Origin of the sequence: Psychrobacter sp. BF1 (genome assembly GCF_019279065.1) — a bacterium.
Classification (GTDB): Bacteria; Pseudomonadota; Gammaproteobacteria; order Pseudomonadales; family Moraxellaceae; genus Psychrobacter; species Psychrobacter urativorans.
In genome coordinates this window covers 342,496-369,101 of sequence record NZ_JAGYWV010000002.1, presented here as the reverse complement: position 1 = coordinate 369,101, position 26,606 = coordinate 342,496, and the positions used below count along the sequence as shown (strand labels likewise).

The following is a 26,606-nucleotide window of genomic DNA, read 5'->3' as shown; positions in this document are numbered from 1 at the left end:
CTGATAGAGTAATCATTCGCTGCTAAAATAATTGAGTATTGGCTATAAGTTTTAGCACAATTTTATCTGAGCTGGACATCGGCACTACCACCAATGGTATGGGTGGTAGTGCCGATGTTTAGCCGTTATATGTACTACGAGGCGGTATTTATGTCAGCAGTTATAGCTACTGAGATGTCGGATAACACTGATAGTATTATTCCTAAAGTAGGGCGTTTTATTAGCTTTGAAGGGACAGAAGGCGTGGGCAAGACCACCGCTATCGAAACCTTATGCGCGCAATTACAGCACAGCGGCATCGACTATCTAAGGACTCGTGAGCCGGGCGGTAGTCCGTTCGCTGAGCGTCTGAGGGCTATTTTGCTCGATCCTACCACTGAGATCAACGATGACACTGAGCTGTTGCTATTGTTCGCTGCTCGTTGTGATCACTTACAACAAATCATTTTGCCTGCTCTGCAACAAGGTATTTGGGTGATTTGTGATCGCTTTACTGACTCCACTATCGCCTATCAAGGTTATGGCCGTGCCCACGGTGATGCAGCAGTGCTAGCTAAGATTGAAGGGTTGATAGCTCAGTTTATTCCGCAATTACCTGAGCTGACTCTATGGCTTGATCTACCCGTATTAGAAGGAATGGCGCGGGCTGGTAAGCGCAGTGCCGCCGATCGGTTTGAGCAGCAAGCAACAGAGTTTTTTCTGCGTATATATCAGGGCTTTACCGCTGTTGCTGAACAACATCCACAGCGTATAGAGCGCATTGACGCGGTAGGCAGTACTACTGAAGTGAGTGCCCGCATTTGGCAAGTGGTTAGTCAGAGATTTGCTGTTAACTAGTAATAAAAGCTATCACTATAAAAGCTATAGTTATAAAAGACAGCTATTAGCCTAGCGATAATCGCTGCATTAAAAACCCCAGCTCATTTAAATCAATGAGCTGGGGTTTTTTGATGTCTAAAACTATCAGTTGCCTTAGCTTGTAGGGCTATCTTTTATCTGGTTTGAGCTATCCGAATCGACTTTAAGCTGATTTTTAATATCGTGATCAGCATTACTAGCTGTCTTATCGCTATCACTATCTGGCAAACGATTAGGATCAAGTGAACCGCTTTTGGTCTTCGGTGCACTACCGCTACCATTGCTATTAGGATTGATAATGGGCTTAGCTTTAGGGTGTACCTCGCTTGCAGTCATACTGTTTTTAGCCGCTGTGGCCTCAGTGATAGCCACTGCTTTAGCTTTAGCGGCATCCGCTGCTGTGAAAGCTTGTAGGGTTTGATCACTTTTAATGCCAGCTTTCGCCTCATCAGCTTTTGTAGCAGAACCATCTATAGAGACTTCAACCAAGCCATCATCTATTATCTCAGCTTCTTTGCGTTTTTCTGGGGCTTTAGAGTTGGCTTCAAAATGAGCATCAGCATTTACTCGCGCTTGCTCTTGCTTGGCGGTAACATCTACCGGTTTTGGCTGTACTTCATCTTCAACCACTAAAGCAATAAGCTTGCGATCACGTGCAACTGTACCGTCAAACTTGTCAGTAATGACGTGCAGTTTGCCTTCTTTATCAATAGTATAAAGCGGGACAAATTGCTTGTTATCTGCCTTATATTGCTCAAAACTATAGCTATCAGTAAGGTTAGTAATCTTAATTCTAGCTTTTCTAGATAACATGCTGGCAAGCTTAGTATAAGTGACATCTTTGCCGAACATCCACTGCGAAGAGAAGTTAGACTGCTTATCATCACGCTCACTTCTGACTTTTTCATCACTGAATTTAAGACGATAAAGTTTACGCTCACCGAATTCGTGGCGATAATGAATTTCAGACAAAGTATTCATCTCTTTATCCATGCTCATGGCGAACAGATGGCCAATACCGATAAGGTCGAGATGATGGTCAGCATGATCTGAGATAGGATTGCCGAAATAAGTACGCAGGCCACTCATGCGAGCACGGGCAATATTAGTGTAGTTATTATGGGCAACGATGACATCGAAGCCTTGCTCCTTTAGAGAAGTGGCTATCAATAAGGCCACGGGATTAGAGCCGACAACCAAAATACCGTTAGTCTCAGGTTCACGTACACCCAGCAAGTTGCCTACTACCTTGGCTCCTAAGCCTTGAATCATCACTGTACCGATAATGACCATAAATACTAAGGGAACAAGCAGCTCCACCCCTTGAATATCATATTCTTGTAGGCGAATAGCGAATAAGGATGAGATAGCAGCAGCAACGATACCCCGTGGCCCAATCCAGCTAATCATTAGCTTTTCGCTGGTTTTTAGATTGGAGCCAATAGAGGAGGCCCAAACCGACAGAGGACGCGCGACAAACATAACGATAGCAAGTAATACTAAACCTGCAAAACCGACACTTATTAAGCTGGCTAGCTCAACACGCGCTGCCAAAATAATGAACAATACCGATATCAGTAGGACCGTTAACGATTCATTGAACTCTAAGATAGTATCACGAGGGAATTTAGGCCAGTTGGCTAGAGCTACTCCCAATACAGTGACAGTTAACAGGCCGGACTCGTGCTCTAAATGGTTGGAGATAGAGAACAATAATAGTACGAAAGCTAAAGTGAAGACATTGCGTAGAAACTCAGGAATCATATGCTTGCGCATTAAGAAAGCTAGCGCCCAAGCTCCAGCTAGACCTAATAGAGTCGCTAATACCACAATTTTGGCGAACAGTAGAATACTACTAGCCTCGCCACCAGAGATGATATATTCATAGACTAATACCACCGCAATAGCGCCAATAGGGTCAATGATAATCCCTTCCCATTTTAGGATATTAGAGATGGTCTTATTCGGACGTACACTGCGTAGTAGTGGCATAATCACAGTAGGACCAGTCACGCATACTAGGGCGCCGAACAATAGCGCTATTAACGGATCAACATCGAACAGTAAATAAGTCGACAAAGCCACAATGGCGATAGTGATGAGTACCCCGACGGACACCAACATTTGCACTACCGTACCGTGTTGCTTAATCTCGTCGAACTCTAAAGTTAGGGAGCCCTCAAATAGAATAATCGCTACTCCCAAGGAGATAAAAGGGAACATTAGCTCACCTAATACCAAGTCAGGGTCAAACACACCCAATATAGGGCCAACGACAATACCAATCAGTAATAAAAACAAAATGGACGGTTGCTTTAAGTACCAAGCTAACCATTGGGCCGCAATGCCTATCGCCACCACGCCGGATAGCAGTAGAGCAGTATCCATAAATCAATCCTTTTATAAGCTTTTTGGGCTACGTATTTCACTAGTTGTTGTAGTCAGTATTTTGCTTCAATGGTTAGCTGTTGCTGCTTAGCTTTGCCTTCGTTGATGATAAAAAACGCTGAGCAAGGGTAAAAAGTGAAATGATTACAATTAGCTGTTTATAGCAGCAACAATAGTATCTAAAGGTAAACAGCTTCTAGAGATAAACAGGGATAATCTGTGTTAACGAGCGCCTGCTAATGAGGTGAGTAAAAGCAAATTAAGCGCTAGTAACTTAAACCACTGGATGGCTATAGCAATTTAGTGGGCTGGTTTTATTATTGGTCAATTATAACCAGCCGCAGTAGTATTAGTTATTAACTTTTGTTGGTTGAATAAGGGTTTTAACTTATTATCATAGCATGATTTTATTTTCCTTGCGTCAGGCATGTCTGCCAGTGGATGATGAGTTAGATTGCTCTACTCATATTGTCATGACCATGCTAGCAATAGCTCTTGGCGTAAAGGATGAGCATAGCCATAGCTTAATTTATACGGCATAATACTAGCAAATAGTAGAGTATCAACTTCGTTAATGAGCTGGTACTAATCGATAGTTAATAGTAGATAAGCAGCCATAGACAAGTCAAAATACCGCCTAAGGAAAAGAATATGCACTCTAAAAGCAGCCCTCGTAATTTGAGCTATTGGTTAACTCGCAGTGCGCTGACAGTCGCTATCGCTATAACGATGACTACAGGAATCACAGTAGCGACAGCGACTAACGCACAAGCGGCAGTGACTACTGCTGACTTCTCAGGTCTAGTGCAGCAAGTCACGCCTGGAGTAGCACGAGTCAATGTTACTAAGACGGTTAGTGAGTCAGAGCTGGCAAAAGCACAGACCGCTGAGTTATTACGTCAGTTCTTTGGTGATCGAATACAGATCCCTGAAGAAGCTACCAAACCAGCTATCGAACATGCTTACGGCACTGCATTTTTTGTAACGGCAGATGGCTATATGCTGACCAATCATCATGTGATCGCAGGCGCGGACAAAATCACTGTCACTCTTAATGATCGCACTGAGCTAGATGCAAAGTTGATAGGTAGTGATGAACGCTCAGATGTGGCAGTACTCAAAGTAGTAGGTACTAATTTTCCGGCATTGCCTATCGGCGACTCGACTGGATTGAGAGTTGGCGAGCCAGTATTAGCTATAGGCTCACCTTTTGGTTTTGATTACTCAGCTTCTGCTGGTATCGTTAGTGCCAAATCACGCAGCTTTTCAAGAGAGACGAGCGTGCCATTTATCCAAACGGATGTGGCGCTGAATCCAGGTAACTCAGGTGGACCTTTATTCAATCAGGGCGGGGAAGTTATAGGTATTAACTCGCGTATCTTTAGTGGTACGGGCGGTTATATGGGCTTGTCGTTTTCAATCCCGATTGATGCGGCTATGGATATCTATGAGCAGCTCAAAACTAATGGGTCAGTGCAGCGTGCTTATTTAGGTATTTATCCACAAGATATCGATCGTAATTTGGCAGAAGTCTATAAGCTTGCGCGGCCCCAAGGAGCGCTGTTGACTCGAGTATCGCCTAATTCGCCCGCCCAAAAATCAGGTCTGAAAACTGGCGATATTATTTTACAATATAATGATATTGAGATTATGCGGGCGTCAGATTTATTGAATTTGATCAATCGAGCTCGACCTAATGATACCTTTCGCGCAAAAGTACAGCGTGATGGTAAATCACTATCTATAAGCGGAAAGCTGAGCGATACCCCAGAAGGGGTGCAAGGTGAAGGCATTGATCAGCAAGACAATGTGGTGCGTTTGGGTCTGCGCTTGCGTAATTTGACTGCTGATGAGCAATTGGAGCTAACTGCTGATGAAAAAACTGGTGTACTAGTGACCGCTACTGATCCGACTGGACTTGCCGCGCGCTCAGGTATATTTGCTGGCGATGTGATCACTAAGCTATATCAAAAACCTATTACTAAAGTCACAGACTTTAATAGCGCTATCTCCTCATTACCCAAAAAAGGCGTAGTTACTATAGAAGTCATTCGCCAAGGGATTCCAGCCATCATTGGCTTACGTATCGAGTAAAGTAGTAAGCGCATTGATTAGATGTTTTTATAAATCATAGAGTTTTTTAAGTTATTAACGTTTGCTTAACACACAATTGAAGATAGCGACCAAATTAAAATATGCTACACTAGCGGACGTTTATAGCACTATATAGACCGCTAGTATTTCTAGGGTCTCATAGCCTATAAGACAGCACTGTCTATTAGAAATAAGACTACTAAACAAAACCACTAGTGAGCAAAACGACTATCATGCAAGGAAAAATTCCTTGTCCACAACCTATCAGGTGATAGCTTTTACAAAAGCTAGGATAATACAGTAAGGCATGGTTATGAGCACAGCATACGACGAGATAAAAACCCGACTTCAAGGCTCAATGGTAGCTTTGGTAACGCCCATGAACCCTGACGGCACGGTAGATTACAAGCGTCTGGCAGATCTCATAGATTGGCAAATTGAGCAAGGTACGCATTGCTTGGTGGCAGTGGGAACGACAGGTGAATCAGCGACTTTATCCATGCAAGAGCATAGCGCCGTGATTCGCTATTTTGTGCAGCATGTGAAGGGGCGCGTACCAGTCATAGCTGGTACTGGTGCTAATAACACTACTGAAGCCATCAAACTGACGCAAGATGCCAAAGATGCGGGCGCAGATTGTGCATTGCTGGTAGCTCCTTATTATAACAAGCCACCACAAGAAGGCTTATATCAACACTATAAGGCTATTGCTGCCGCTGTTGATATGCCACAAATGCTTTATAATGTCCCTGGTCGTACCATCGTCGATATCGCCCAAGAAACCGTTGAGCGTTTGGCTGATATTGATAATATTGTATCGATTAAAGACGCCACTGGCTCTCTTACTCGTGGCGAACAGCTTATTCAAGCAGTTGGTGACAGACTAGTAGTATTATCTGGCGACGACAGTACGGCGCTAGAGCTAATAAAATTCGGTAGTAAAGGTAATATTTCAGTAACTGCTAACGTAGCGCCAAAAGCCATGAGCGAGAGCTTTAGTGCCGCATTACGTGGTGATTTTACTGCGGCAAACGCTGCGCACGATGTGATTAAACATCTGCACCGCGATTTGTTTATCGAATCTAGTCCTATACCAGTCAAATATGCTTTATATAAAATGAGCATGATAGACAAAGGTATTCGTCTACCCCTAGTTTGGTTGGCTGATGAGCATCACGCTACTATCGATAATGCTTTGATAAAAGCAAAGTTGTTATAAAAGCTGCCATTAGTCCCTAAGATCATAGCTATAGAATAACAGTCAAGCTCAGCGTCTATATAGGCGTCGGCAGCTAACTCCGTAGGATAATATAGAGATATTATGATGAAAACATCATTCGCCACCCGCAAAATGCTTCCTATCATGCTGACAGTAGTTATGGGCAGCACCTTAGTTTTGACTGGCTGCCAAGCCACAAAAGACTTTATTGGTAAACGTGATAACGGTAGCTTAGAGTATCAAAAAAGCCAAAAGCTTACCCCATTACAATTGCCTGCTGATCAACAAACTGCGCCTTTTGTGCCTTTATATCCCACGCCAAATGTCGGTGCTAATACTTTGACTTTACAGAATGATGCCGGTAAACAATACCAATTACCAAAACCTGAGCGTGCCGTGCCTACTGCTAATCAGTAGCCGCCACCACTATCATTGTTTATTATGCCAGCTTAAGTGAAAAGGATACTTGTAATGCAAAGACAAAAACTGCTGTATAAAGGTAAAGCTAAATCTGTTTATGAAACCGAAGACAATGATCTGCTGATTTTACACTTCCGTGACGATACCTCAGCGCTTGATGGTAAACGTATCGAACAGTTAGCACGCAAAGGCGTAGTCAACAACCGTTTTAACGCTTTTATTATGCAAAAACTGGCTGATGCTGGTATCGAAACTCATTTTGAAGAGCAGCTGTCTGACGACGAAGTGTTGGTCAAGCGTTTGGAGATGATTCCTGTTGAGTGTGTAGTCCGTAACTTTGCTGCTGGTAGTCTGGTACGTCGTTTAGGTCTAGAAGAAGGCCAAGAGCTTACGCCGCCTACTTATGAGCTGTTCTATAAAGACGATGGCCTTGGTGATCCGATGGTTAATGAGTCGATTTCTATCTCTCTTGGCTGGGCAACTGACGCTCAATTAGCAAAAATGAAACAGTTAAGCCATCAAGTGAATCAAGTATTAACCGCTTTGTTTGATGCTGGTGATTTGATACTAGTTGATTTCAAACTAGAGTTTGGCGTCTTTCACGACCGTATCGTGTTAGGTGATGAGTTCTCGCCAGATGGTTGCCGCATTTGGGATAAAGTTACTAAGAAAAAACTAGATAAAGACCGCTTCCGTCAGTCACTTGGTGATGTCATTGAAGGCTATGAAGAAGTCGCTAAGCGTATCGGTGTCCCTTTAAGCTAAGAATTTATTCAGCTAATTATCATAATTAACACAATAAAAAACTGAGCCTTGTGCTCAGTTTTTTTTAAGGTTTTATTAGCAACATATTCTAGTCGGTAATTAGGCTTAGTTGCTGAGACTTGCAGTTTAGATGTGCAAGGCTCAAATCAATCCTTTATAAAGGAAAAAACAGCCCACAATGAGTAATAATACGGCAAAACATTTTTTTAGTAGTTGTGGGGATAGCATATGAGCCACTTTTGCACCAATCTTGGCAGTGAAAAAGCTCATGCTACCAATACCTAAAAAGGCATAAATATGTACAAAGCCAATAGTATTAGGAACATTGACTTGGGCCTGCATACCAAAAATCATAAAGCCTAAAGCGCCAGCTATAGCGATGGGAAGGCCGCATGCCGCTGAAGTACCAACCGCTTTTTGCATCACCACGCCGTAACGAGTGAGATAAGGAACGGTCAAGCTGCCACCACCTATACCAAAAATTGCAGAAGCTATTCCTATAACAGCGCCTGCAGTTAATTGCATAGGCGTGGAAGGCAGTACTTTATTAGCATCAATAATCTTTTTGCTACCAGTAAACATAGTAAATGCTACCCACAGCAAAAATAGCCCTACAATCAGTTGCAGATGAACTCCAGAGAGCCATCCGGCAATACCTGCCCCTAAAAAACAGCCGAGCGCCATGCCTGGTGCCAGATTTTTAAATACTGGCCAGATAACAGCGCCCTTTTTATTATGCGCCATTAAGGAGCTGATAGAGGTGACAACGATAGTCGCCAATGAGGTGCCTAGAGCCAAATGCATAATAGTGTCAGCACTGTAACCCATTTGGGAAAAGACGATATATAACAAAGGCACGATGATGGTTCCACCACCTACGCCAAATAGCCCTGCTGCAAATCCTGCCAGAGCACCTATTGCTAAAAAAATGATTAATTCCACGGGATAGTTACTTCATAGTTTGAGGGTGAATAGTTTAATAGCAATTTGATAATAGCTAGACAATTGACTTAAGTACTGATTTAAGTGCTGACTTAAGAGAATTGCACTTGTCCAACTTGATGATAAGCACGATTAAAATAAACCAAACTTTCATCTTGTTGACTTTGTTTAATGGCGACAACTCGACAGATAAAAATACTATGAGTGCCAACTTGCTGAATTTGCTCAATCTCACAATCAAAACTTACCAACGCATCTTCTAAAACAGGAGCACCTGTTGCTAGCTCAGTCCAAGACCCCTCTTTAAACCGGTCATCGACACTTAATTTAGAGGCAAATGTATTGGATAGCTGTTCATGCTGTGTACCTAGCACGTTGACCGTTAGAATTTTATTTTCAACGAAATGACCATGTGACCGTGAGGTATGATTCATACAGACCAGCAAAGTTGGCGGGGTGTCTGTGACACTACATACCGCAGAGGCAGTAAAGCCGTATACACCCGATGGGCCTTGGGTAGTGACAACACTGACCGCAGTCGTCAATGAAGACATGGCGTTTCTAAACTCGGTTGCTTCAATCACATCTTTAATCATTACTGCAATCCTAAATTTGACTATAGCTGGTCTGTAGAGGGCGTTTAGGCCGTCAGTTCTTGACGAATTATTTCTGCACCAGCACTTAAAGCCTTCAGCTTACCTCGAGCAACTTGACGAGACAAAGGTGCCATACCGCAATTGGTTGAAGGATAGAGCTTATCAGCATCAACGAATTGTAGTGCTTTTCGCAGAGTACTGGCAACTTCTTCAGGGGTCTCAATGTTATTGGTGGCCACATCAATAGCCCCGACCATCACTTTTTTACCACGGATTAATTCCAGCAAATCCATTGGTACTTGTGAGTTTTGACATTCGAGTGAGATAATGTCGACCTTAGACTGTTGTAATTTGGGAAACGCTTGCTCATATTGGCGCCACTCTGAACCTAGAGTCTTTTTCCAATCAGTGTTGGCTTTGATGCCATAACCGTAGCAAATATGCACAGCTGTTTCACACTTTAGACCTTCAAGTGCCCGCTCTAAAGTAGCAACACCCCAGTCATTCACGTCATCGAAGAACACATTAAAAGCAGGCTCATCGAATTGAATAATATCAACCCCAGCTGCCTCTAATTCTCTAGCTTCTTGATTGAGAATTTTAGCAAATTCCCAAGCTAATTTTTCTCGGCTTTTGTAATGACCATCATACAGCGTATCGATCATCGTCATCGGACCAGGTAGCGCCCATTTAATAGGTTGTTTGGTTTGCTGACGTAAAAACTTAGCGTCTTCAACAAAAACAGGCTTTTGACGGCTGACAGCACCGACAACGGAAGGCACACTGGCATCATAGCGATTACGAATTCGTACCGTCTTGCGCTGTTGAAAATCTACACCATCAAGATGTTCGATAAAAGTGGTGACAAAATGCTGACGGGTCTGCTCGCCATCACTAACAATATCAATGCCTGCATGCAGTTGTTCCTGCAATGATACTCGTAGAGCATCTTGTTTGGCTTCAAGTAATTGCTCACCTTCCAAAGCCCAAGGTGACCAGATTTTCTCCGGTTCTGCCAGCCAAGAAGGTTTCGGTAGGCTGCCAGCAGTTGACGTCGGTAATAATAGTTTCATGTTAATCCACTTTTATATTTAAATCTTTATTATTTTGGCTGAATTGCGCTTAGTTAAGCCGCGTATTTTTTAACACTATAGTTTGCAGCCCATTGCTCAAGAATAGCTAAGTAGGGTTTGATAAACTGTTCTTCAGTAAATTTACCTTGCTTAACCGCCATCTGGCTACGCTCTTCACGGTCATATACGATTTGCGTCAGTGAATAATCTTGGTACTTCAAACTAGGTTGATACACTTGACCTGCTGTAGAGTTGGCATTGTAAATTTCAGGTCGATAGATTTTTTGGAAAGTTTCCATAGTACTGATAGCACTAATCAGCTCAAGATCAGTGTAATCGCTCAACAAGTCCCCAGCAAAATAAAATGCTAAAGGGGCCGCACTACCGGCAGGCATAAAATAACGCACGGTTAAGCCCATCTTGTGGAAATACTCATCGGTCAACGAATAGTCATCTTGTCTGTATTCAACCCCTAATACCGGATGCTGATTAGTAGTGCGATTATAGGTTTTGCTGGTTGATACACTGAGGCAGATCACTGGTTTTTTATTAAAGCTGGCTTGGTAGGCTTCTGAGTTCAATAAATACTGAAACAGTTTGCCATGTAAATCACCGAAATGCTCTGGGGTTGGTGATGCTGATTTTTTATTGCTATGTTCTAACAGCAATACGCTAAAGTCATAATCGCGCACATAAGAGGAAAAACTATTACCAATCATACCATCGATACGCTTGTTATGCTTATGGTCAACAATCGTTGTTTTCAAAGTCTCGATGACAGGGAAGGTATTACCATCACCAGCAATATCCATATGGGCAGAAATAATTTCAACTTCCACAGAATAACGATCTGCTGTTGGATTATCCCAATGCGCTAAAGCGTTAAAACGATTATTTATCATAGTTAACGTTTTGCGTAAGTTTTCTTGACGATGCTCACCACGAGCCAGATTTGCAAAGTTAGTGGTCAGACGTGTGCTATCGGCTGGTTGATAGTTTTCATCGAAACTAATTTTTTTAATTGAACATTTAAATTCTGTACTCATGGCGATTCGCTACCCTAATTATCTGAGATAAAACCAAGTTTCTGTATGAGATAGATCATACCTCAGTGAATACATGAATAAAAACGACTTAATTTAAATTAAAGCTGAGTAAAATTCATCTTAGTAACTTTTTGCTGTTAAGCAGGATTAGATAGCGGAAGTTTTGACTGATCATTTGATAGGAAGTCGAATCTATAAAATAGTTTAAAGGCCTTAATAATAACTTCTTAGCAGGAGAAGGGAGGTCTATCTTGCCGCAGTGTAAGGCACATACAAAACATCGTTTAAACACAGGGCGAACATTGTCAGCACTTGCGCGTTATTTTTCTGTGCTACATTATAATTTACAATTTATAAGCCGTTAGCCTCTACCAAATAATAAAAAGGTCTTATTGATGTCAGCTTGCAAATCAGCCGCTACTAAAGAAATAGCTTCTCAAGCATCGGTATTACTACCAGCATGGTTTGCTCGACCAACTTGTGTGGTCGCTGCTGACTTAGTAGGTAAGGTGTTATGCCGTCAGTTAACAGATAGTGATGGTCAGCATAAGGTTCTGCGTATGCGTATCTCTGAGACTGAGGCTTATATAGGCGATGCTGATGGGTCAGTACAAGCCCATGTGGCAAAGGGCAAAGAAAAATCTGAAATCATGTATCGCCAAGGTGGCCTATTGTATGTCTACCTGACTTATGGGATACATAATATGCTCAACTTGATCACTGGGCCTGCTGACTCTGCAGAATCAGTACTGATAAGGGCTGGGTTTTTGAGTGCTGACAGTGATCGGTTAGTCGACGAGCAGCAGCTTAGTGCTGACAAGCAGCTCACTCATATCAAACAGCTGGCAGGGCCAGGTAAGCTAACTAAGGGTTTGCAGATTGACCGTACTCTTTATGGCAAAATTATCAGTCCTAACTCAGAGCTTTGGGTAGAGGAGGACGGTTGTCAGCCACCAGTATCACTGCGACCACGGATAGGTATTGACTATGCAGGCGAGGCTAAAGACTGGCTATTGCGCTATGTATGGACCGATCATCGGTCTTTATCTAAAAAGTAAAAGCCTAATAAGTAAGGCCTGTAGGAATTGACAGATCTATTTGGTAGCTTTACAAAGTGAGCTGGTACGGTCTTAGTGATTTTTATTGCTTAAATGATTAGTCTTAAATGCTTATTTTCTAAATGCTTGTTTTTTAAAACTTACTTTTTTAAATACTTATCTTTTTAAATACTGATTTTTCTAAATACTTATAGTTTCAAGGGTGGGGTTGACGGTAGTTTGTATAACGCATTTTAGTCAGCGCTACTTATTAACACTATATCGTAGGACAAGCTTAGGAGACTATCTATGTATAAGCTAACGGTTTTTATCCCAGATGAGGCGCTAGAGCAAGTCAAGTCGGCGCTGTTTGCTGCTGGTGCTGGTAAGATTGGCGATTATGAGCAGTGCTGCTGGCAAGTGCAAGGCAGTGGTCAATTTATGCCCCTAGCTGGCAGTACACCGCATATTGGTAGTCATGATAGCCTAGAGAGCGTTAGCGAATGGCGAGTGGAGATGGTAGTACAGAAGCTGGCTATTATTAAGGTTATCCAAGCGTTAAAAAAGACTCATCCTTATGAGACTCCCGCATATGATGTGCTACAAGTATTAGATTTTTAATGGCAGTATTATTTATTATTGCCAAGATAGCCGCTATAAAAAATAGCATTAAAAAAGCCGAACAAGTCAATAAACGACTTTTCCGACTTTTTGTATCATTAGTATAAACAGGTACCTAACAAGGCAGTAGGGCTGGCTAAATATATCTAGCTACTAATCTTCTTTAATCTTAATTACATTATAATTAGGGTAGCCCAGCTCGATTTTATAATCCTTATTACCACGCTCAGCTTTGACTTTAATAGTACGGTCACCTTGTTTATAGTTAACGTCTTTGACTCGATAGCCCATGTTGCTGACTATATTAGCGGCACGTTGCTCAATACCAGGGCGATAGATCTCTTTATCGATTGTTTCGATAGTCTTCTTATGTTTTTTATACAAGTCAGTATCTTTATAGATATCTTGGTAAATATCTCCATAAGCATTATAGCCACCAGGTTCGGTAACGCAACCGGTAGTAACTGTTAATAAAGCAGCGATAACGCTACTAGCAGCAACGCTTTTCAATAGAGGCTTAGCGTTCATTATGGAGTGTCCTTATTATTTTTTTATCGTATGAAGTTTAATCGAACGGGGTTTTATCGCAGGATATTTGATTACAACAGATGATGGCAATGACTAGAGTATAGGTATGAATGTCCCATGCACTTTAGTCATTGCCAGAGTGTTACTAATATTATCTATGGTCATAACGATTGTTGTTTCTGTGCTGAGCTTTGTTTTTATAATTGTCTCTGTTGTTATATCTATTATTATTGTGATTATTATTTCTTTGGTAGTCATTATCTCGTCTGTTATTAGACCAGTTTATTTTACTTGAGTTGATCAGCTTTAAATTAGGGTAGCTATAGCGTAACTCATAAGCTTGGTTATTCTTTTTAGCATGGACCAAGATCGCCTGATTGCCACGATAGTTATCTGGCCTAATATCCATAACCTGATAACCGTTTCGGCGTAAATCTTGGCGTAACTGCTGACTCAAGCTATTAAAGCTACGATCTTGATAGTTATTATTGCCGCGATATACCGGCTGATTGTTGTAGCCGGGTTCGACAACCGTACAACCAACAGCAGTACCTAATATAGCGAGAGTAAGACCAGCTGATATGACATGCTTTAATGAGAAATGAGATAAGATTTTCATGATGAAGTTTCCGACCCTAGAGGTTAAATCAATAGTAAGTTAAATCAATAGTAGGTTAAATCAATAGTATTGAAGCCACTGTTTAGGCGTTGCGCAGTTACTTTGAATAAGTTTTGAACAACTAAGGTATCAAGGGGAAAAAGGCGACAAAGTGACTCTCACTAAACAGAGATAAATTTACAATACTGCTAGTGATGATATTTAAATTAGGCTATGGCAATATTACAAAAAACGGCCAAATAAGACCGCAGATGGGCTTATTTGACCAAAGGCATCAATACTAAAACGATGCCAAAACTTCGATAACAGCCGCTGCTGAGCTTAGCCAGTTAAGCTTATTAAGATAGAGCTAGATCAAATCAGTCTTTTTCTATTTTGATTACGTTCAGATCAGGATAGCTGAGTATTATTTCGTAGTCCTGCCCACCACGTTTAGCATCAATTTCAAACACTCCGCGATTGTTTTGCTCATCGATATCAATATCTTTGACTTTATAGCCCATATCGGTAATTTTTCTAATAGCTCGTTGCTTGGTAGCTGGATAACGTGTTTCGTTTTTTATTTTGGTCTCAAGATCATTGTTATTTTTATAGTTACTACCGTTGTGATTATTATTATTATTCTGCCAAACATTAGACCAAGCTTTTTGCTTAGAGCTTATTAACTTTAGACCGGGATAATTATAGACAAGCTCATATGGTCGGTTATCTTTTTTGGCATAAACATTAATTCTATTATTGCCATCGGGCTGAATATCCATGACGTAATAGCCAGCACTACGCAAGTCTTGACGCAAGCGGTTACTGATTTGACCAAAATTACCATCGCGGTAGACTTGTTGACCACGGTTGCTTTCATAGTGGTTACTGGCTATAGCGCTACCACCGATAGCAGTACTCAAAAGGGCGATACTAAGGCTTGTTGCTAGTACATTTTGCAAAGTTTTAGCTTTTATCATGGTTCTCTCTTATTATAATTAGCAGGTGCTTTGAAATATTTTCTTACATAGCTATGGTAGTCCGCAAAACTTGAGGGTAGATGTCTTAAAAGTTAACGAGTTGTAATTAATACGAGGCCTTGCGTAATAATGCCAAGCATTTAGTGAATGGCCCTTGCCAAACGGCTGCTTTGTCGCTAACTGATTTGGCCGTAATAACAAGGAAAAAAGGCTAGCGCGCGTTGACAATTCGACCACAGCACCGATACGATGCTGGCAGAGACTGTTTTTTAGGCGATTCAAAATTAAAAATATCCAAACGAGTTTGCTAAAGAGATAGCCTAATATTATTTAGCTTATCAAAATAGAAGCTAGTGAATACAAAATAGAGGTCAATGATGCTGCTACAACTTATTCTTTTTTCAGGCTTTGCCGGAGCAACCGTATTTATAGGGGGCCTGTTAGCTAACCTATTTGATCACCACATAAAAGACAGTCCAGCAAAATTCCAGATTGTGCACACGCTAATGTCTTTTGGTGCGGGAATAATATTGTCGGCGTTAGCTCTAGTGTTAGTACCTAAAGGCATGGAAGAGCTGAGCATATGGGGCGTGATAGGATCGTTCTCAGCAGGGGCCCTATTATTTATGCTGATTGATAAGCGCTTAGCGAATTCGGGTGGTCAGCAGGCCACGTTACTGGCGATGATAATGGACTTCGTTCCTGAGTCTATTGCTTTGGGTGCAGTATTCGCTATTGAGCCACAAATGGCCTTGCTGTTAGCGGTGTTTATCGGCTTACAAAATTTGCCTGAGGCTTTTAATTCGTTTCGTGACTTAGTAAAAAGTGGCTTCAGTGTCAAAAAGACTTTGGCTATTTTCTTCTTGCTAAGCTTTTTCGGTATCCTGTCTGCATTAATTGGCCATTTTTTATTAAGCCCTTATCCAAATTTGACCGCTCATCTGATGATCTTCGCTAGTGGTGGTATTTTATATTTGCTTATTCAAGACATTATTCCTGAAAGTAAGTTAGATAATAATTATCTCACTTCGCTGGGTGCAACCTTGGGATTCTTAATAGGCGTGGTAGGTGAGATGCTTATCTAGAGCAATAATCGTGATGGTTTAGAATTTTTGTAAGCATATGCTTACAAGCAATGACGTTAATGCGACTTAACAATAGAGAAACAATTAGGCACTATAGATACACGGCATCAGGGAGTGTGACTCAAGGATTGAGTTTACCGTGTTAAGGACAATGATTCAGTTACTAGCATCAGGATGATAATAGTAATTGAAGCAAGGACACATGACCTATGCTGGTAGCAGATAATTGCTGACAGCAGTTGCAACAAACGAGCAGGAAGCTCAGCTATTGCCTTATATTTTTATTCTGCAAGGATGCAGTCATAAAAATGGTGATAGGTAACATGGATAGTTAACGATAAAACCGCATAACATTAATTTGTTATGCGGTTTTATCGTGTCTGGCTTAAAATAAAGATATTTTAACTTTAAGCTAAGCAGTAGTGAATAGCACTATGCTATAACCTAGCTATAATTGATTAATAGCTTATAATAAAAAAAACTGCATCATAAAATAATGCAGTTTTTATATTAGTAACAGAAGCTACTTTAGCTCAGCGTTCTATTACTATTTATCAGTACGTATATATATCGGTAGTTAGATATATTAGTACTTGTGTTCGCTACGCCAATCATCTACTTCACGCTCTGCAGCATCTTTTGTATGACCATAACGCTCTTGTACACTACCTACTAGCTTGTCACGGCTACCTTCAATATGTAATAAGTCGTCATCGGTTAGGTCAGCCCACTTCTGCTTAACATTACCTTTAATTTGGTTCCATTCGCCTTTCAAAGTATGTTCGTTCATTATTTTATTCCTTGTTTTAATTATTAATCGTTAGTGCTATTAATCCAACTAGCTAATTCGGTAATTATTATAATTAGTAATTATGAATAATCACCCTATTTAGAGGCTAACTGTTAATAACTAATATAAAGGTCGAATATTACCTTGTCTGTATAACCAGTGTTTATAGTGTTGCTTAACAGCAATTATAGGCTCAGTTATGTTGATGATATATAACTTGTGTTGTTCCTAATAGGACTTATTGCTGCAACAAGTAAGTGTGGCTATGATTTTTTAAGCTCATGAATAGGATCTATTAGCTTATGCTCAGTCAGTTGGCTGGTTTTTGACAGTTAGTTACAATCAATGCTAATGAATGATACTTTCAGTACAAAGTTGCCAATAGACTTAATAGCTAAATAGCTATAGCCTTAAAGGGCAATTAAAGAATTAAAGAGCGCAAAAGGGACGTATCTGCTTGAAAATGCTAGCTAATCAAGGCCAGCCGATAATAATGAATAGGAAGCATGACTATGCCTAAATCAACGATAGTTAGCGAACAAACGCATTTTAGAACTTGCACTTTGTGCGAAGCGATGTGTGGCATCGAAATTAAGCATGATGGCAAAAAAGTATTGTCGATTAAAGGCGATAGCAATGATCCCTTTTCTGAGGGTTACATCTGTCCCAAAGCTACAGCGCTACAGGATTTGCATGAAGACCCTGATCGCTTGCGCCAACCTGTTCAGAGAACGGCCGATGGCTGGAAGCCAATTAGCTGGCCCAAGGCGCTAGATCAAGTAGCCGCAGGTATCGAGTCAGTACAAAAAAAATATGGTCAGAACGCTGTTGGTATCTATTTGGGTAATCCAAACGTACACAATATGGGTGGCATGCTAACCGTCAAGCATCTGTTGAACAGTGTAAAAACTCGCAGTCGGTTTTCAGCTACTTCTATCGATCAGCTGCCCCATCATGTTGTCAGTATGCATATGTTTGGTCACATGCTGCGTATCCCAGTACCTGATGTCAATCGAACTCAGTATATGCTGATCATAGGGGGCAATCCGCTGGCCTCTAACGGCAGTATTATGTCCGCGCCGAATATGCGGCAAAAGTTAAAAGATATCAAAGCTCGTGATGGCAAAGTAGTGGTGATTGATCCAAGGCGTACTGAGACCGCAACTATGGCCAGCGAGCATCACTTTATTCGGCCAGCGACGGATGTGTTATTGCTATTAGCGATGCTTAACGAAATCTATTTGCAAGGCTATGCTAATAAAGTACCCGCCAGCACTAATAAAGCTGCTGCCTTAGCGCCAGAGATTGAGCGCATAGCGACGTTTGCTCAAGACTACAGCGCAGAGTCAGTGGCTAGGATTACTGGTATTGAAGCTACTGAAATAAAGCGCTTAGTAAAGGAGTTTTGTGAAGCTAAAAGCTCGGTTTGTTATGGTCGTATGGGGGTCTCTGTACAGGAGTTCGGCTTGTTATGTCAGTATTTGATTATGCTGATCAATATAGTCACTGGTCGTTTAGATCAAGTGGGCGGCCTGATGTTTCCTAATCCAGCAGTCGATGTAGTAAATAACACAGGCCCTGGCTATTTAGGTAAGCGCCATAGTCGAGTGAGCAACTTGCCGGACTTTAATGGTGAGTATCCAGTTGCTGCTATGAGCGATGAGATGCTAGTAGAAGGTCACGGACAGCTAAAAGCCTTTATTAGCGTTGCTGGTAATCCAGTATTGAGTACACCTAATGGTGCAAAGCTAGATAAGGCTTTAGGGCAGTTAGAGTTTATGGTAGCAATAGATTACTACGTCAATGAAACTAGCCGCCATGCCAATATCATCTTACCGCCAGTATCACCACTTGAGCGTGAGCATTATGACGTTACCTTTAATAATTTTGCCGTGCATAACGTCGCTAAATATTCACCAGCATTATTTGCTAAGCACAGTAATGCTAAGCATGACTGGCAGATCTATCTAGAACTAGCAAAACGCTTAGATAAAAAAGCCCCTATCAAAACTAAGATTGAGCGCTCGCTAATATCGGCTTTAGGACCAAAGTTCTTACTTGATCAAGGTCTAAAACGTGGGCCTTATGAAGGCCTCACTTTAAAGAAGCTTCTTAAAAACCCGCATGGTATCGATCTAGGGGTTATGCAAAGTATGTTGCCCCAAGCTTTAAAGCATAAAGATAAGCGGATTGCTCTTAACGTTGACTTTTATCTAGCGGATTTAGAGCGGGTACAGACTATGAGGCAGCAGTATGATGCGGGGCAAATATTATTGATAGGCCGTCGCCATGTACGTAGTAATAACTCATGGCTGCACAATAGTTATCGACTAGTAAAAGGTAAGTCACGCTGTACTTTAATGTTGCACCCTCAGACGGCTGCTCAACAAGGTATCGAGGATGGACAATTAGTAAAAGTGACTTCTAGGGTAGGTAGCGTGGTGCTCAGCGCCGAAGTGACTAATGAGCTGATGCCAGGCGTAGTTAGCATTCCCCATGGCTTCGGTCATAGTCGCAAAGGCGTCATACAAAGGATCGCGCAAGCGCATGCCGGGGTTAGTGTCAACGATCTCACTGATGATACTTTGATCGATCAATTAAGTGGTAATGCGGCGGTAAATGGTGTGCCTGTGCAGCTAGAAGCCGTTGAGCCACAAAGCATTGAGCCGGCAGCTATTGAGGGACAAAGTTTTACCTCATTAGCTACTGAGCAACAGCAATCAGGCACTAGTATTGCCAGCTAAAGGTACTTGCACGTTATTGCTTTAATTAATAAGGGCGCTGACTTATAGCGCCTTTTTTATACCGATAAAATCAAACTTAACGGCTGGGGTTTCGCCTTGCATCAATAAGCTAATAGCTTTGGCCGAGCCACAAGCGTGAGTCCAGCCAAGGCTACCATGACCAGTATTAAGCCATAAATTATCAAAAGTAGCGGGTTCATTCTGACTGCCATGGCGAACTTGCCCACAATGTGCCCGCCCAATCAGCGGCACGTTCGATGGAGTCATCGGCCGTAGCCCAGTCCAGTATTGCGCAGAATTAGCGATAATTCCTTTAGGAAACAGATAACGTACTCGTTCAGTTATAGCTGCACAACGCACGCTATTTAATTCCATGTTATAGCCGTTAAACTCTGCGGTTCCGGCGACACGCAGCTTGTCACCAAGCCGCGACATAACCAGCTTATACTCATCATCAATCAAACTAACAAAAGGCGCTAAATGTGGTGCTCGTGGATTGACTTGATAAGTGGCGGAGTAACCTTTGGCAGGAAAAATAGGCAGATGAACCGCTAGAGGTTTCAGCAAAGCCACACTATAACAGCCCAAAGCTATGACATGACTATCGGCACTAAAGGTTTGAGCATTTTCACCTTTAGGACGGATAGTAATACTGTGAATATGAGGACGACTAGAGTGCGCGTCACTATTTAATGCCAGAATGTCAGTATTATAGAGAAAGGTAACGCCAGCTTCCAAACAGCGGGCGGCCAAGCGCTGAGTAAAAAGATGAGCATTACCAGATTCATCACGACTAGTATAAGTGGCGCCAACCAGCTTATGGGCGATAGGGTAGAGCGCAGGCTCAAGACTGGCCGCATTATTAATATCAATAAAATGCCGCTCACAGCCTAGCTCCTGCATGCGTTCAGTCGGTGCAATAGCAGCGTCGAATTCAGCTTGGCTAGTATAAAAATGCATAATGCCACGCGTTTGCTGCTCGTATTCGATGTCAGTGTTGCGGCGTAACTGTTGCAGTGTTGCCCGCGAATACAATCCTAAGCGCACCATCTGTACTAGATTATCATCGGCCCTATCGGCACCACACTCCTGCAAAAACTGCATAGCCCACTTTAACTGATCTTTATCAGCGCGCAGCCGATACAATAGCGGTGAATCCTCAGAGAACAGTGACTTCAGCGCTTGCATTGGTGCTCTAGGGTTAGCCCATGGCGTGGCATGTGATACCGATATCTGCCCACCATTAGCAAATGAGGTCTGCATAGCTGCTGCTGATTCACGCTCGATAACAGTGACTTTATAGCCAGCTTTTTGTAGATACCAAGCAGTAGTCACCCCTACTACGCCAGCTCCGAGTACCGCGATATGTGTCATAGCTAAAATTCTCTATAGTGGCTCTACTATTAGTACAACCCGTGTTATTTGGGGCGGGCGACGTCTGCTTGTAGAATAGGCGGTAAGTCAAGAATGGTTAATTCATTCTCCACCAACTGTTCTGGACGGGCAACTACTAAGGCGATAAAACCATCTACGCAGGGGATAGCATTGACTACTTGTACTTTCCCTAGCTTTTCACCAGCTGCTGGGGCGTCGCCTATACCTTTTACATAGTGTAAAAATGCTTTGGGAGCTGACTTAAAGTAGATACGAGCGATAACTTCTTGCCCTAAATAACAGCCTTTATCATAGTCCATACCGCCGCGCTGATGTAGGCGCAACTCTTGTGGTTGGAACTCGCCTTGAGTGGCGGCTACTATCCAATAATTACCAGTGGCAATACTACACTGCATCCAAGCGCTAACATTCTCTACTGTATTATGAGTCTCCTGATGACTAAAAGTTGGCTCATCATCGAGGACGCAAGGGTAGATATCGACAGGAGTGCTAGTCTCAAACTTGGAGAACGCACCGTATTTTTTTAGATGCGCAGCTAAAGACTCGGCACAATCGGCACTAATTACTACATCGTAATGCTTTTCGGCTTGTTTTTTGATCCATATCCCAAACTCAATACGGCCTTTTAGGTTGCCGATAGCGGCAGCTTGATAGCTAAGACCGAGCTTAGTCACATCACAAGTTAGTTGACCTTGCAGGAATTTTTCTGCGTCTTCACCCTTGATAGTCAGTTGGTTAAAGGCTGGTAGTTTTGGCTGGTTACTAAGGTCACTCATTGTTATTATCCTAATTTTGAGAGTTAAATTATCGAAAAAGTCATGTTATAAAAAATACAATTATTATGGAGTAATCGTTGCAGTAAGGTTGTCAAATTAGCACTCAAAAGAGTACCACAAAAACCAGCGCCATAAAAAACACTATAGTTAAGAACTAAATAGGGTTCAGTAGCGGTTTTACAAGCGCAGTGATTGGTCAAAGATAGCGAGTTGAGCTACAATGAAGACTCTAAAATATAGCCGATCTGAACGGCAAACGAGGATGTTATGAGTTTACCAAATTGCCCAAAATGCGCTGCTGAATATACTTATGAAGACGGTGCACTATTAGTATGCCCAATGTGTGCCCATGAGTGGTCAGCGGCTGAAACCTATGCAGTACCAGCTGATGAGCAAGATGCAGTTATCCGTGATGCGGTCGGTAATGAGTTAAAAGATGGCGATGCAGTCACGGTAATCAAAGACCTAAAAGTAAAAGGCTCGTCAACAGTGATCAAAGTCGGTACTAAAGCAAAAAGTATTCGTCTGTTGCCTGATGCTACAGACGGTCACGATATCGACTGTAAACTTGATGGCTATGGCCCGATGAAACTTAAGTCATCAGTAGTTAAAAAGGCTTAAGGGGTAATCTTGCCTAACTTGATAAGCCTTGAATTGATCGAACCTCTAGTGCGTTGATGTTGTGCTACTAAGGTAGTAATAGCATCACCGTTGTCAAAAGCGTCCGCTAGCTGCTTGTCTTGTTCTTCAGTCCAAGGCTGACCGGCGTTGACAGGCAGATTCGCTCTACGTAGATCGGCTTTGATCATATTCTCAAGCGCTGGAATAGTAGCGTGCAAAGCACGTTGTATATCACTATTTAGGCATAAGCTATTACTAGCTAAAGGTTCATCAGACAGGGGATTTATACCGTCGATAAGCGCTTCAATCATCTTGATAGCTTCTTGATTATTCATCGGTGCAGGGCTTGCGTTGTCTATAGCTTGATTAGTTGTAAGGTTTATCATCTCTTGACTCCATTATAAACAAAAGTTTATTACGTCAACTGACTATAGACTATCTTGCTATCTATTAGCAAAAATAACTTAGCAAAAAGCACCGAGCTAAAATAAAGCCAATATTAAATAAATACCAACAACTCCCTGTGAGGTTGATAATAAATGGCCTATGGATAGGACGTTTTTAAAGCTTATCGATGCCGATATTTTAGAATTGATAGCTTACAATAATAAAGATATAGCGCCGTCTCTTGATTTTATATGACCAACGTAAGTCGTATTGAATAACTGGAGAGGAGCTCTTAAAATGCATAGTAATTTACCGCTATAAACCGTTAACACCATAATTAAAGGCAATAAGGATAATAGTCATGAGTACTAAAAACGAACAGCTTTTCGCCCAAGCTCGTAAACATATTCCTGGTGGCGTAAACTCGCCAGTGCGAGCCTTTGCTGGTGTCGGTGGCACTCCAGTATTTATGCACCGCGCTAACGGTAGCAAGATCTATGACACTGAAGATAATGCTTACATTGATTATGTCGGCTCTTGGGGACCCATGATCTTAGGCCATGCGCATCCAAAAGTTATCGATGCGGTAAAAAAAGCCGCCGAAGATGGTTTAAGTTTCGGTACGCCAACGCCATTTGAGACTACTGTTGCCGATAAGATTTGTGACATCGTGCCTAGTGTCGAGATGATAAGAATGACTAGCTCTGGTACTGAAGCGACTATGAGTGCGATTCGCCTAGCACGGGGCTTTACTGGTCGTGACAATATCGTCAAGTTTGAGGGCTGTTATCACGGTCATTCGGACAGTTTGTTAGTTAAAGCTGGTTCAGGCATGCTCGATATTGGTGAGCCGACTTCAAAAGGGGTGCCAGCAGACTTTGCCAAGCATACTATTACCTTGCCATACAATAATCCACAAGCGATCAAAGATTGTTTTGAGAAGTGGGGCGATACTATTGCTTGTGTGATTGTTGAGCCTATCGCCGGCAATATGAACATGATTATCCCTGATCAACAGTTTCATTACACTTTGCGTGAGCAGTGTACTGAACATGGTGCGGTACTAGTATTCGATGAAGTAATGACTGGCTTTCGAGTAGGCCTTGGTGGCGCGCAAGCCCACTATAATATCCAGCCTGATCTAACTTGTTTCGGGAAGATTATTGGCGCCGGCTTGCCAGTTGGTGCTTTTGGCGGCAAGCGTGAAATTATGGAATGCATTGCGCCAATGGGCGGCGTCTATCAAGCCGGTACCTTATCAGGTAATCCACTAGCGATGCGTGCTGGTATTGCGATGTTTGAGGACTTAACAGTAGCTGGCTTCTACGATGAGCTGTCAGCGAAAGTGGTGCACTTAGTAGATGGTATGCAAGCTGCTGCTGACAAACATGGTATCCATCTGCGTACTAATAAGCTCGGTGGTATGTTTGGCATGTTCTTCGTCAAAGACAGCGCTACTGCAACGCCGCTTAACTTCGATGAAGTGACTGAATGTAATATGGAGCACTTTAATACGTTCTTCCACGGCATGCTAGAGCGTGGTATCTACTTAGCGCCTTCTGCCTATGAAGCAGGCTTTATGTCGATCAAGCATAGTACTGAAGACTTAGAGGCTTCTATCAGAGCAGCTGATGAGATATTTGCAGAAATGGCTAAAGGTTAGTTTTTGACTTGAGCGTTAATCCTTAAAAAAGGCCAACATAGCGACTGATTATTAGTGCTACGTTGGTTTTTTTTACTCAGATCAGGCTAATGCTAAAATCATTCTATTCGTTGTAAATGTCTCTATAAAATCAGCTGTCTAAGCCATTGTTCTTTATCTTATATTAACCTGGCAAAAGCGACTAAAGGTTGTAGGGTAATAGCAGTAAATATTAGCGACTGCATAGGCGATTTTTATTAGTCTGCCAGTCAGTATATAATAACTAGCGCCTGTTACTTGTCAGGGTTTAGCATAAATGCTTTAATGGCAAAATCTATCTGTATTTCTATCCGTATTTGTAGCTATCTAGAATATGCAAAACATGTAAAAGCTACTATGCTCAAACCTCAGCAATTACCTCACCCATCATACAGGGTCACAAACTCTCCTATGCTCAATATATCTGTTGCAAATCAACCGCTTGCCGATAATGAACTGATGGCCGCCATTGATATTGGTTCGAATAGTTTTCATTTAGCGATAGCTCGCTTAGATCATGGCGAAGTACGCAAAGTAACTTCTATGTCTGAAAAGGTGCAATTGGCTGCCGGTTTGGATGAGAACAATATCTTAAACGCAGCAGCTGAACGCCGTGGTCTTGAATGTCTGAGCCGTTTTGTCGCGCGTTTGGACTCAGTACCGCCAGAGCGTATTCGTATTGTCGCTACTAACGCCTTGCGCCAAGCCAAAAACGCTGAGGACTTTATCAAGCGTGCTAATGCGATCTTGCCAAAACCTATCGAGATTATCGCTGGACGTGAAGAGGCCCGACTCATTCATTTAGGGGTCTCGCATACGAATGCTAGTAGCGATAAGCGCTTAGTAATGGATATCGGTGGTGGCTCTACAGAGTTTATTATCGGTAAAGGCTTTGAGCCGTTATTGACTGAAAGTTTACAAATGGGTTGTGTGGCTTTTACCAAAAAGTTCTTTGCTGATGGTCAAATCACTGAAAAAGCTTTTGCTAATGCTATTGCCGCCGCGCGTAAAGAGATGCTGGCTATCAATGGTCAATATCAGAAGACTGGTTGGAATAGTGTTATTGGTTCTAGTGGTACCATAAAAGCAGTGCGTAATGTGTTGGTATCTAAAGGCTGGTCTGATGAACAAGAGCGTATCACTTATAAAGGCGTCAGAAAGCTAGAAGATCTGCTAATCACTATCGGTGATGTCAATGACATTGAGCTCGAAGGGGTTAAAGACCATCGAAAAGCAGTCTTTCCAGCAGGCGTAGCAGTATTACGTGCGGCTATGAAAGTGCTAGGTATCGATACTATTGCCTACTCTGATGGGGCATTACGTGAAGGAGTGATGTATGACATGCTCGGACGTTTTGCTAGTGAGGATGTACGTGACCGCAGTGTGCTGGCGCTCAATAAACGCTATTCAGTAGATAAAAAGCAAGCTCGACAAGTGGTCAGAACCAGTCGTCATCTATTTAAACAAGTCAAAGATGAGTTGCAGTTGACGAGTGATGATGCTGATTTGTTAAGACGAGCGGCCTATCTGCATGAAATTGGCTTAGCGATCAGTCATAACAACTATCATCGGCACAGCGCTTATCTACTCGAAAACTCAGACATTCCTGGATTCTCACAAGTCGATCAAAAACGTATGTCGCAGTTAATGCTCAGCCACAGACGCAAACTAAAAAGCGATATGCTCGAGCAAATTTGTCTTATTGGCGGCAATCAGCTGATCTATTTGTGTTTATTGCTCAGACTTGCAGTGTTGGCTCATCATAGTCGTAGTGAATATGAGCTCCCTGATATGCATTTAGTAGTTACCGATACTAATTGCTGGCAAATTACCGTCAGCACTGACAAAAAACACTATGCGTTTTTATTCTCTGATCTCGAAGCTGAGATTGAGCAATTTGCTAAGTGGGGCATCAAACTTACGGTGATTGAAGCGCAAGCGCAAGCGCAAGCCGAATAAGTA

Annotated in this window: 24 protein-coding genes; 12 read left to right on the top strand and 12 right to left on the bottom strand. The window is 42.1% G+C overall.

Annotation, left to right across the window (positions count from 1 at the left end):
* The first annotated feature begins 150 nt into the window (after positions 1-150).
* Positions 151-837, top strand: a complete 687-nt coding sequence (tmk, locus tag KZA12_RS04455; RefSeq protein WP_218689361.1) for a dTMP kinase — start codon at positions 151-153, stop codon at positions 835-837.
* Between the two features lie 135 nt (positions 838-972).
* On the opposite strand, the gene KZA12_RS04450 is transcribed toward tmk, so the two are convergent.
* Positions 973-3,246: a sodium:proton antiporter gene (locus KZA12_RS04450; RefSeq protein WP_218689360.1), complete on the bottom strand. Its 2,274-nt coding sequence runs from the start codon at positions 3,244-3,246 to the stop codon at positions 973-975.
* Positions 3,247-3,975: 729 nt separating this feature from the next.
* On the opposite strand from KZA12_RS04450, the gene KZA12_RS04445 reads away from it, so the two are divergent.
* The 4 genes from KZA12_RS04445 to purC all read left to right on the top strand — a co-directional run bounded on the left by KZA12_RS04445 (position 3,976) and on the right by purC (position 7,744).
* Positions 3,976-5,340, top strand: a complete 1,365-nt coding sequence (locus KZA12_RS04445) for a Do family serine endopeptidase (protein ID WP_373416581.1) — start codon at positions 3,976-3,978, stop codon at positions 5,338-5,340.
* 313 nt (positions 5,341-5,653) lie between these two features.
* Positions 5,654-6,559, top strand: coding sequence for a 4-hydroxy-tetrahydrodipicolinate synthase (gene dapA / locus KZA12_RS04440; RefSeq protein ID WP_218689358.1), 906 nt, complete (start codon positions 5,654-5,656; stop codon positions 6,557-6,559).
* Positions 6,560-6,661: 102 nt separating this feature from the next.
* Positions 6,662-6,976, top strand: coding sequence for a hypothetical protein (locus KZA12_RS04435; protein ID WP_256932821.1), 315 nt, complete (start codon positions 6,662-6,664; stop codon positions 6,974-6,976).
* A gap of 54 nt (positions 6,977-7,030) precedes the next feature.
* Positions 7,031-7,744 carry a phosphoribosylaminoimidazolesuccinocarboxamide synthase gene (gene purC / locus KZA12_RS04430; protein WP_218689357.1) on the top strand — a complete coding sequence of 238 codons (714 nt, stop codon included), beginning with the start codon at positions 7,031-7,033 and terminating at the stop codon, positions 7,742-7,744.
* A gap of 141 nt (positions 7,745-7,885) precedes the next feature.
* On the opposite strand, the gene KZA12_RS04425 is transcribed toward purC, so the two are convergent.
* From KZA12_RS04425 to KZA12_RS04410, 4 genes are all read right to left on the bottom strand, one after another.
* The gene (locus tag KZA12_RS04425; RefSeq protein ID WP_201621635.1) at positions 7,886-8,686 is read right to left on the bottom strand and encodes a sulfite exporter TauE/SafE family protein; all 801 of its coding nucleotides are present in this window, start codon (positions 8,684-8,686) and stop codon (positions 7,886-7,888) included.
* A gap of 92 nt (positions 8,687-8,778) precedes the next feature.
* On the bottom strand, positions 8,779-9,270 hold the full coding sequence (locus KZA12_RS04420) for a flavin reductase (protein ID WP_201621935.1): 492 nt from the start codon (positions 9,268-9,270) through the stop codon (positions 8,779-8,781).
* A 56-nt stretch (positions 9,271-9,326) separates the two neighbouring features.
* Positions 9,327-10,355: a methionine synthase gene (locus tag KZA12_RS04415; protein WP_218689356.1), complete on the bottom strand. Its 1,029-nt coding sequence runs from the start codon at positions 10,353-10,355 to the stop codon at positions 9,327-9,329.
* Between the two features lie 53 nt (positions 10,356-10,408).
* Positions 10,409-11,401: a DUF1852 domain-containing protein gene (locus KZA12_RS04410; RefSeq protein WP_218689355.1), complete on the bottom strand. Its 993-nt coding sequence runs from the start codon at positions 11,399-11,401 to the stop codon at positions 10,409-10,411.
* A gap of 395 nt (positions 11,402-11,796) precedes the next feature.
* Between KZA12_RS04410 and KZA12_RS04405 the strand changes: the two genes are divergently transcribed.
* Both KZA12_RS04405 and KZA12_RS04400 read left to right on the top strand, forming a co-directional pair.
* A complete protein-coding gene (locus tag KZA12_RS04405; protein ID WP_218689354.1) occupies positions 11,797-12,459 on the top strand; it encodes a DNA-3-methyladenine glycosylase in 663 nt (220 codons plus the stop codon).
* Between the two features lie 288 nt (positions 12,460-12,747).
* A complete protein-coding gene (locus KZA12_RS04400; protein ID WP_218689353.1) occupies positions 12,748-13,059 on the top strand; it encodes an NGG1p interacting factor NIF3 in 312 nt (103 codons plus the stop codon).
* A 153-nt stretch (positions 13,060-13,212) separates the two neighbouring features.
* Here KZA12_RS04400 and KZA12_RS04395 read toward each other — a convergent pair whose 3' ends face one another.
* From KZA12_RS04395 to KZA12_RS04385, 3 genes are all read right to left on the bottom strand, one after another.
* Positions 13,213-13,587, bottom strand: a complete 375-nt coding sequence (locus KZA12_RS04395) for a hypothetical protein (protein ID WP_218689352.1) — start codon at positions 13,585-13,587, stop codon at positions 13,213-13,215.
* A gap of 151 nt (positions 13,588-13,738) precedes the next feature.
* On the bottom strand, positions 13,739-14,206 hold the full coding sequence (locus tag KZA12_RS04390) for a hypothetical protein (protein ID WP_218689351.1): 468 nt from the start codon (positions 14,204-14,206) through the stop codon (positions 13,739-13,741).
* A 359-nt stretch (positions 14,207-14,565) separates the two neighbouring features.
* Positions 14,566-15,165, bottom strand: a complete 600-nt coding sequence (locus KZA12_RS04385; protein WP_218689350.1) for a PepSY domain-containing protein — start codon at positions 15,163-15,165, stop codon at positions 14,566-14,568.
* Between the two features lie 374 nt (positions 15,166-15,539).
* Between KZA12_RS04385 and KZA12_RS04380 the strand changes: the two genes are divergently transcribed.
* Positions 15,540-16,250: a ZIP family metal transporter gene (locus tag KZA12_RS04380; RefSeq protein ID WP_256932819.1), complete on the top strand. Its 711-nt coding sequence runs from the start codon at positions 15,540-15,542 to the stop codon at positions 16,248-16,250.
* Positions 16,251-16,836: 586 nt separating this feature from the next.
* Here KZA12_RS04380 and KZA12_RS04375 read toward each other — a convergent pair.
* The gene (locus KZA12_RS04375) at positions 16,837-17,040 is read right to left on the bottom strand and encodes a CsbD family protein (RefSeq protein WP_201621643.1); all 204 of its coding nucleotides are present in this window, start codon (positions 17,038-17,040) and stop codon (positions 16,837-16,839) included.
* A gap of 512 nt (positions 17,041-17,552) precedes the next feature.
* On the opposite strand from KZA12_RS04375, the gene KZA12_RS04370 reads away from it, so the two are divergent.
* Entirely contained in the window at positions 17,553-19,784 is a 2,232-nt protein-coding gene (locus KZA12_RS04370; RefSeq protein ID WP_218689349.1) for a molybdopterin oxidoreductase family protein, read from the top strand.
* Positions 19,785-19,826: 42 nt separating this feature from the next.
* Here KZA12_RS04370 and KZA12_RS04365 read toward each other — a convergent pair whose 3' ends face one another.
* Both KZA12_RS04365 and KZA12_RS04360 read right to left on the bottom strand, forming a co-directional pair.
* Positions 19,827-21,158: a D-amino acid dehydrogenase gene (locus KZA12_RS04365; protein ID WP_218689348.1), complete on the bottom strand. Its 1,332-nt coding sequence runs from the start codon at positions 21,156-21,158 to the stop codon at positions 19,827-19,829.
* Positions 21,159-21,202: 44 nt separating this feature from the next.
* Complete coding sequence (locus KZA12_RS04360) at positions 21,203-21,955, bottom strand: folate-binding protein YgfZ (RefSeq protein WP_218689347.1); 753 nt, start codon at positions 21,953-21,955, stop codon at positions 21,203-21,205.
* Between the two features lie 267 nt (positions 21,956-22,222).
* Here KZA12_RS04360 and KZA12_RS04355 point away from each other — a divergent pair, with 267 nt between their 5' ends.
* Entirely contained in the window at positions 22,223-22,576 is a 354-nt protein-coding gene (locus tag KZA12_RS04355; protein ID WP_218689346.1) for a zinc ribbon domain-containing protein YjdM, read from the top strand.
* Here KZA12_RS04355 and KZA12_RS04350 read toward each other — a convergent pair.
* Entirely contained in the window at positions 22,573-22,962 is a 390-nt protein-coding gene (locus KZA12_RS04350) for a hypothetical protein (protein WP_218689345.1), read from the bottom strand. The genes KZA12_RS04355 and KZA12_RS04350 overlap by 4 nt on opposite strands.
* Positions 22,963-23,324: 362 nt before the next feature.
* On the opposite strand from KZA12_RS04350, the gene hemL reads away from it, so the two are divergent.
* Together hemL and ppx are read left to right on the top strand one after the other, a co-directional pair.
* Positions 23,325-24,626: a glutamate-1-semialdehyde 2,1-aminomutase gene (gene hemL / locus KZA12_RS04345; protein ID WP_218689344.1), complete on the top strand. Its 1,302-nt coding sequence runs from the start codon at positions 23,325-23,327 to the stop codon at positions 24,624-24,626.
* A 429-nt stretch (positions 24,627-25,055) separates the two neighbouring features.
* Positions 25,056-26,603 carry an exopolyphosphatase gene (gene ppx / locus KZA12_RS04340; RefSeq protein ID WP_218689425.1) on the top strand — a complete coding sequence of 516 codons (1,548 nt, stop codon included), beginning with the start codon at positions 25,056-25,058 and terminating at the stop codon, positions 26,601-26,603.
* The last annotated feature ends 3 nt before the right edge of the window (positions 26,604-26,606 follow it).

Bases quoted from the DNA above. Each gene is read 5' to 3' on its own strand.
- tmk (WP_218689361.1), top strand. From the start codon at position 151: ATGTCAGCAGTTATAGCTACTGAGATGTCGGATAACACTGATAGTATT.
- KZA12_RS04450 (WP_218689360.1), bottom strand. From the start codon at position 3,246: ATGGATACTGCTCTACTGCTATCCGGCGTGGTGGCGATAGGCATTGCG.
- KZA12_RS04445 (WP_373416581.1), top strand. From the start codon at position 3,976: ATGACTACAGGAATCACAGTAGCGACAGCGACTAACGCACAAGCGGCA.
- dapA (WP_218689358.1), top strand. From the start codon at position 5,654: ATGAGCACAGCATACGACGAGATAAAAACCCGACTTCAAGGCTCAATG.
- KZA12_RS04435 (WP_256932821.1), top strand. From the start codon at position 6,662: ATGATGAAAACATCATTCGCCACCCGCAAAATGCTTCCTATCATGCTG.
- purC (WP_218689357.1), top strand. From the start codon at position 7,031: ATGCAAAGACAAAAACTGCTGTATAAAGGTAAAGCTAAATCTGTTTAT.
- KZA12_RS04415 (WP_218689356.1), bottom strand. From the start codon at position 10,355: ATGAAACTATTATTACCGACGTCAACTGCTGGCAGCCTACCGAAACCT.
- KZA12_RS04410 (WP_218689355.1), bottom strand. From the start codon at position 11,401: ATGAGTACAGAATTTAAATGTTCAATTAAAAAAATTAGTTTCGATGAA.
- KZA12_RS04405 (WP_218689354.1), top strand. From the start codon at position 11,797: ATGTCAGCTTGCAAATCAGCCGCTACTAAAGAAATAGCTTCTCAAGCA.
- KZA12_RS04400 (WP_218689353.1), top strand. From the start codon at position 12,748: ATGTATAAGCTAACGGTTTTTATCCCAGATGAGGCGCTAGAGCAAGTC.
- KZA12_RS04395 (WP_218689352.1), bottom strand. From the start codon at position 13,587: ATGAACGCTAAGCCTCTATTGAAAAGCGTTGCTGCTAGTAGCGTTATC.
- KZA12_RS04390 (WP_218689351.1), bottom strand. From the start codon at position 14,206: ATGAAAATCTTATCTCATTTCTCATTAAAGCATGTCATATCAGCTGGT.
- KZA12_RS04385 (WP_218689350.1), bottom strand. From the start codon at position 15,165: ATGATAAAAGCTAAAACTTTGCAAAATGTACTAGCAACAAGCCTTAGT.
- KZA12_RS04380 (WP_256932819.1), top strand. From the start codon at position 15,540: ATGATGCTGCTACAACTTATTCTTTTTTCAGGCTTTGCCGGAGCAACC.
- KZA12_RS04375 (WP_201621643.1), bottom strand. From the start codon at position 17,040: ATGAACGAACATACTTTGAAAGGCGAATGGAACCAAATTAAAGGTAAT.
- KZA12_RS04370 (WP_218689349.1), top strand. From the start codon at position 17,553: ATGCCTAAATCAACGATAGTTAGCGAACAAACGCATTTTAGAACTTGC.
- KZA12_RS04365 (WP_218689348.1), bottom strand. From the start codon at position 21,158: ATGACACATATCGCGGTACTCGGAGCTGGCGTAGTAGGGGTGACTACT.
- KZA12_RS04360 (WP_218689347.1), bottom strand. From the start codon at position 21,955: ATGAGTGACCTTAGTAACCAGCCAAAACTACCAGCCTTTAACCAACTG.
- KZA12_RS04355 (WP_218689346.1), top strand. From the start codon at position 22,223: ATGAGTTTACCAAATTGCCCAAAATGCGCTGCTGAATATACTTATGAA.
- KZA12_RS04350 (WP_218689345.1), bottom strand. From the start codon at position 22,962: ATGATAAACCTTACAACTAATCAAGCTATAGACAACGCAAGCCCTGCA.
- hemL (WP_218689344.1), top strand. From the start codon at position 23,325: ATGAGTACTAAAAACGAACAGCTTTTCGCCCAAGCTCGTAAACATATT.
- ppx (WP_218689425.1), top strand. From the start codon at position 25,056: ATGCTCAATATATCTGTTGCAAATCAACCGCTTGCCGATAATGAACTG.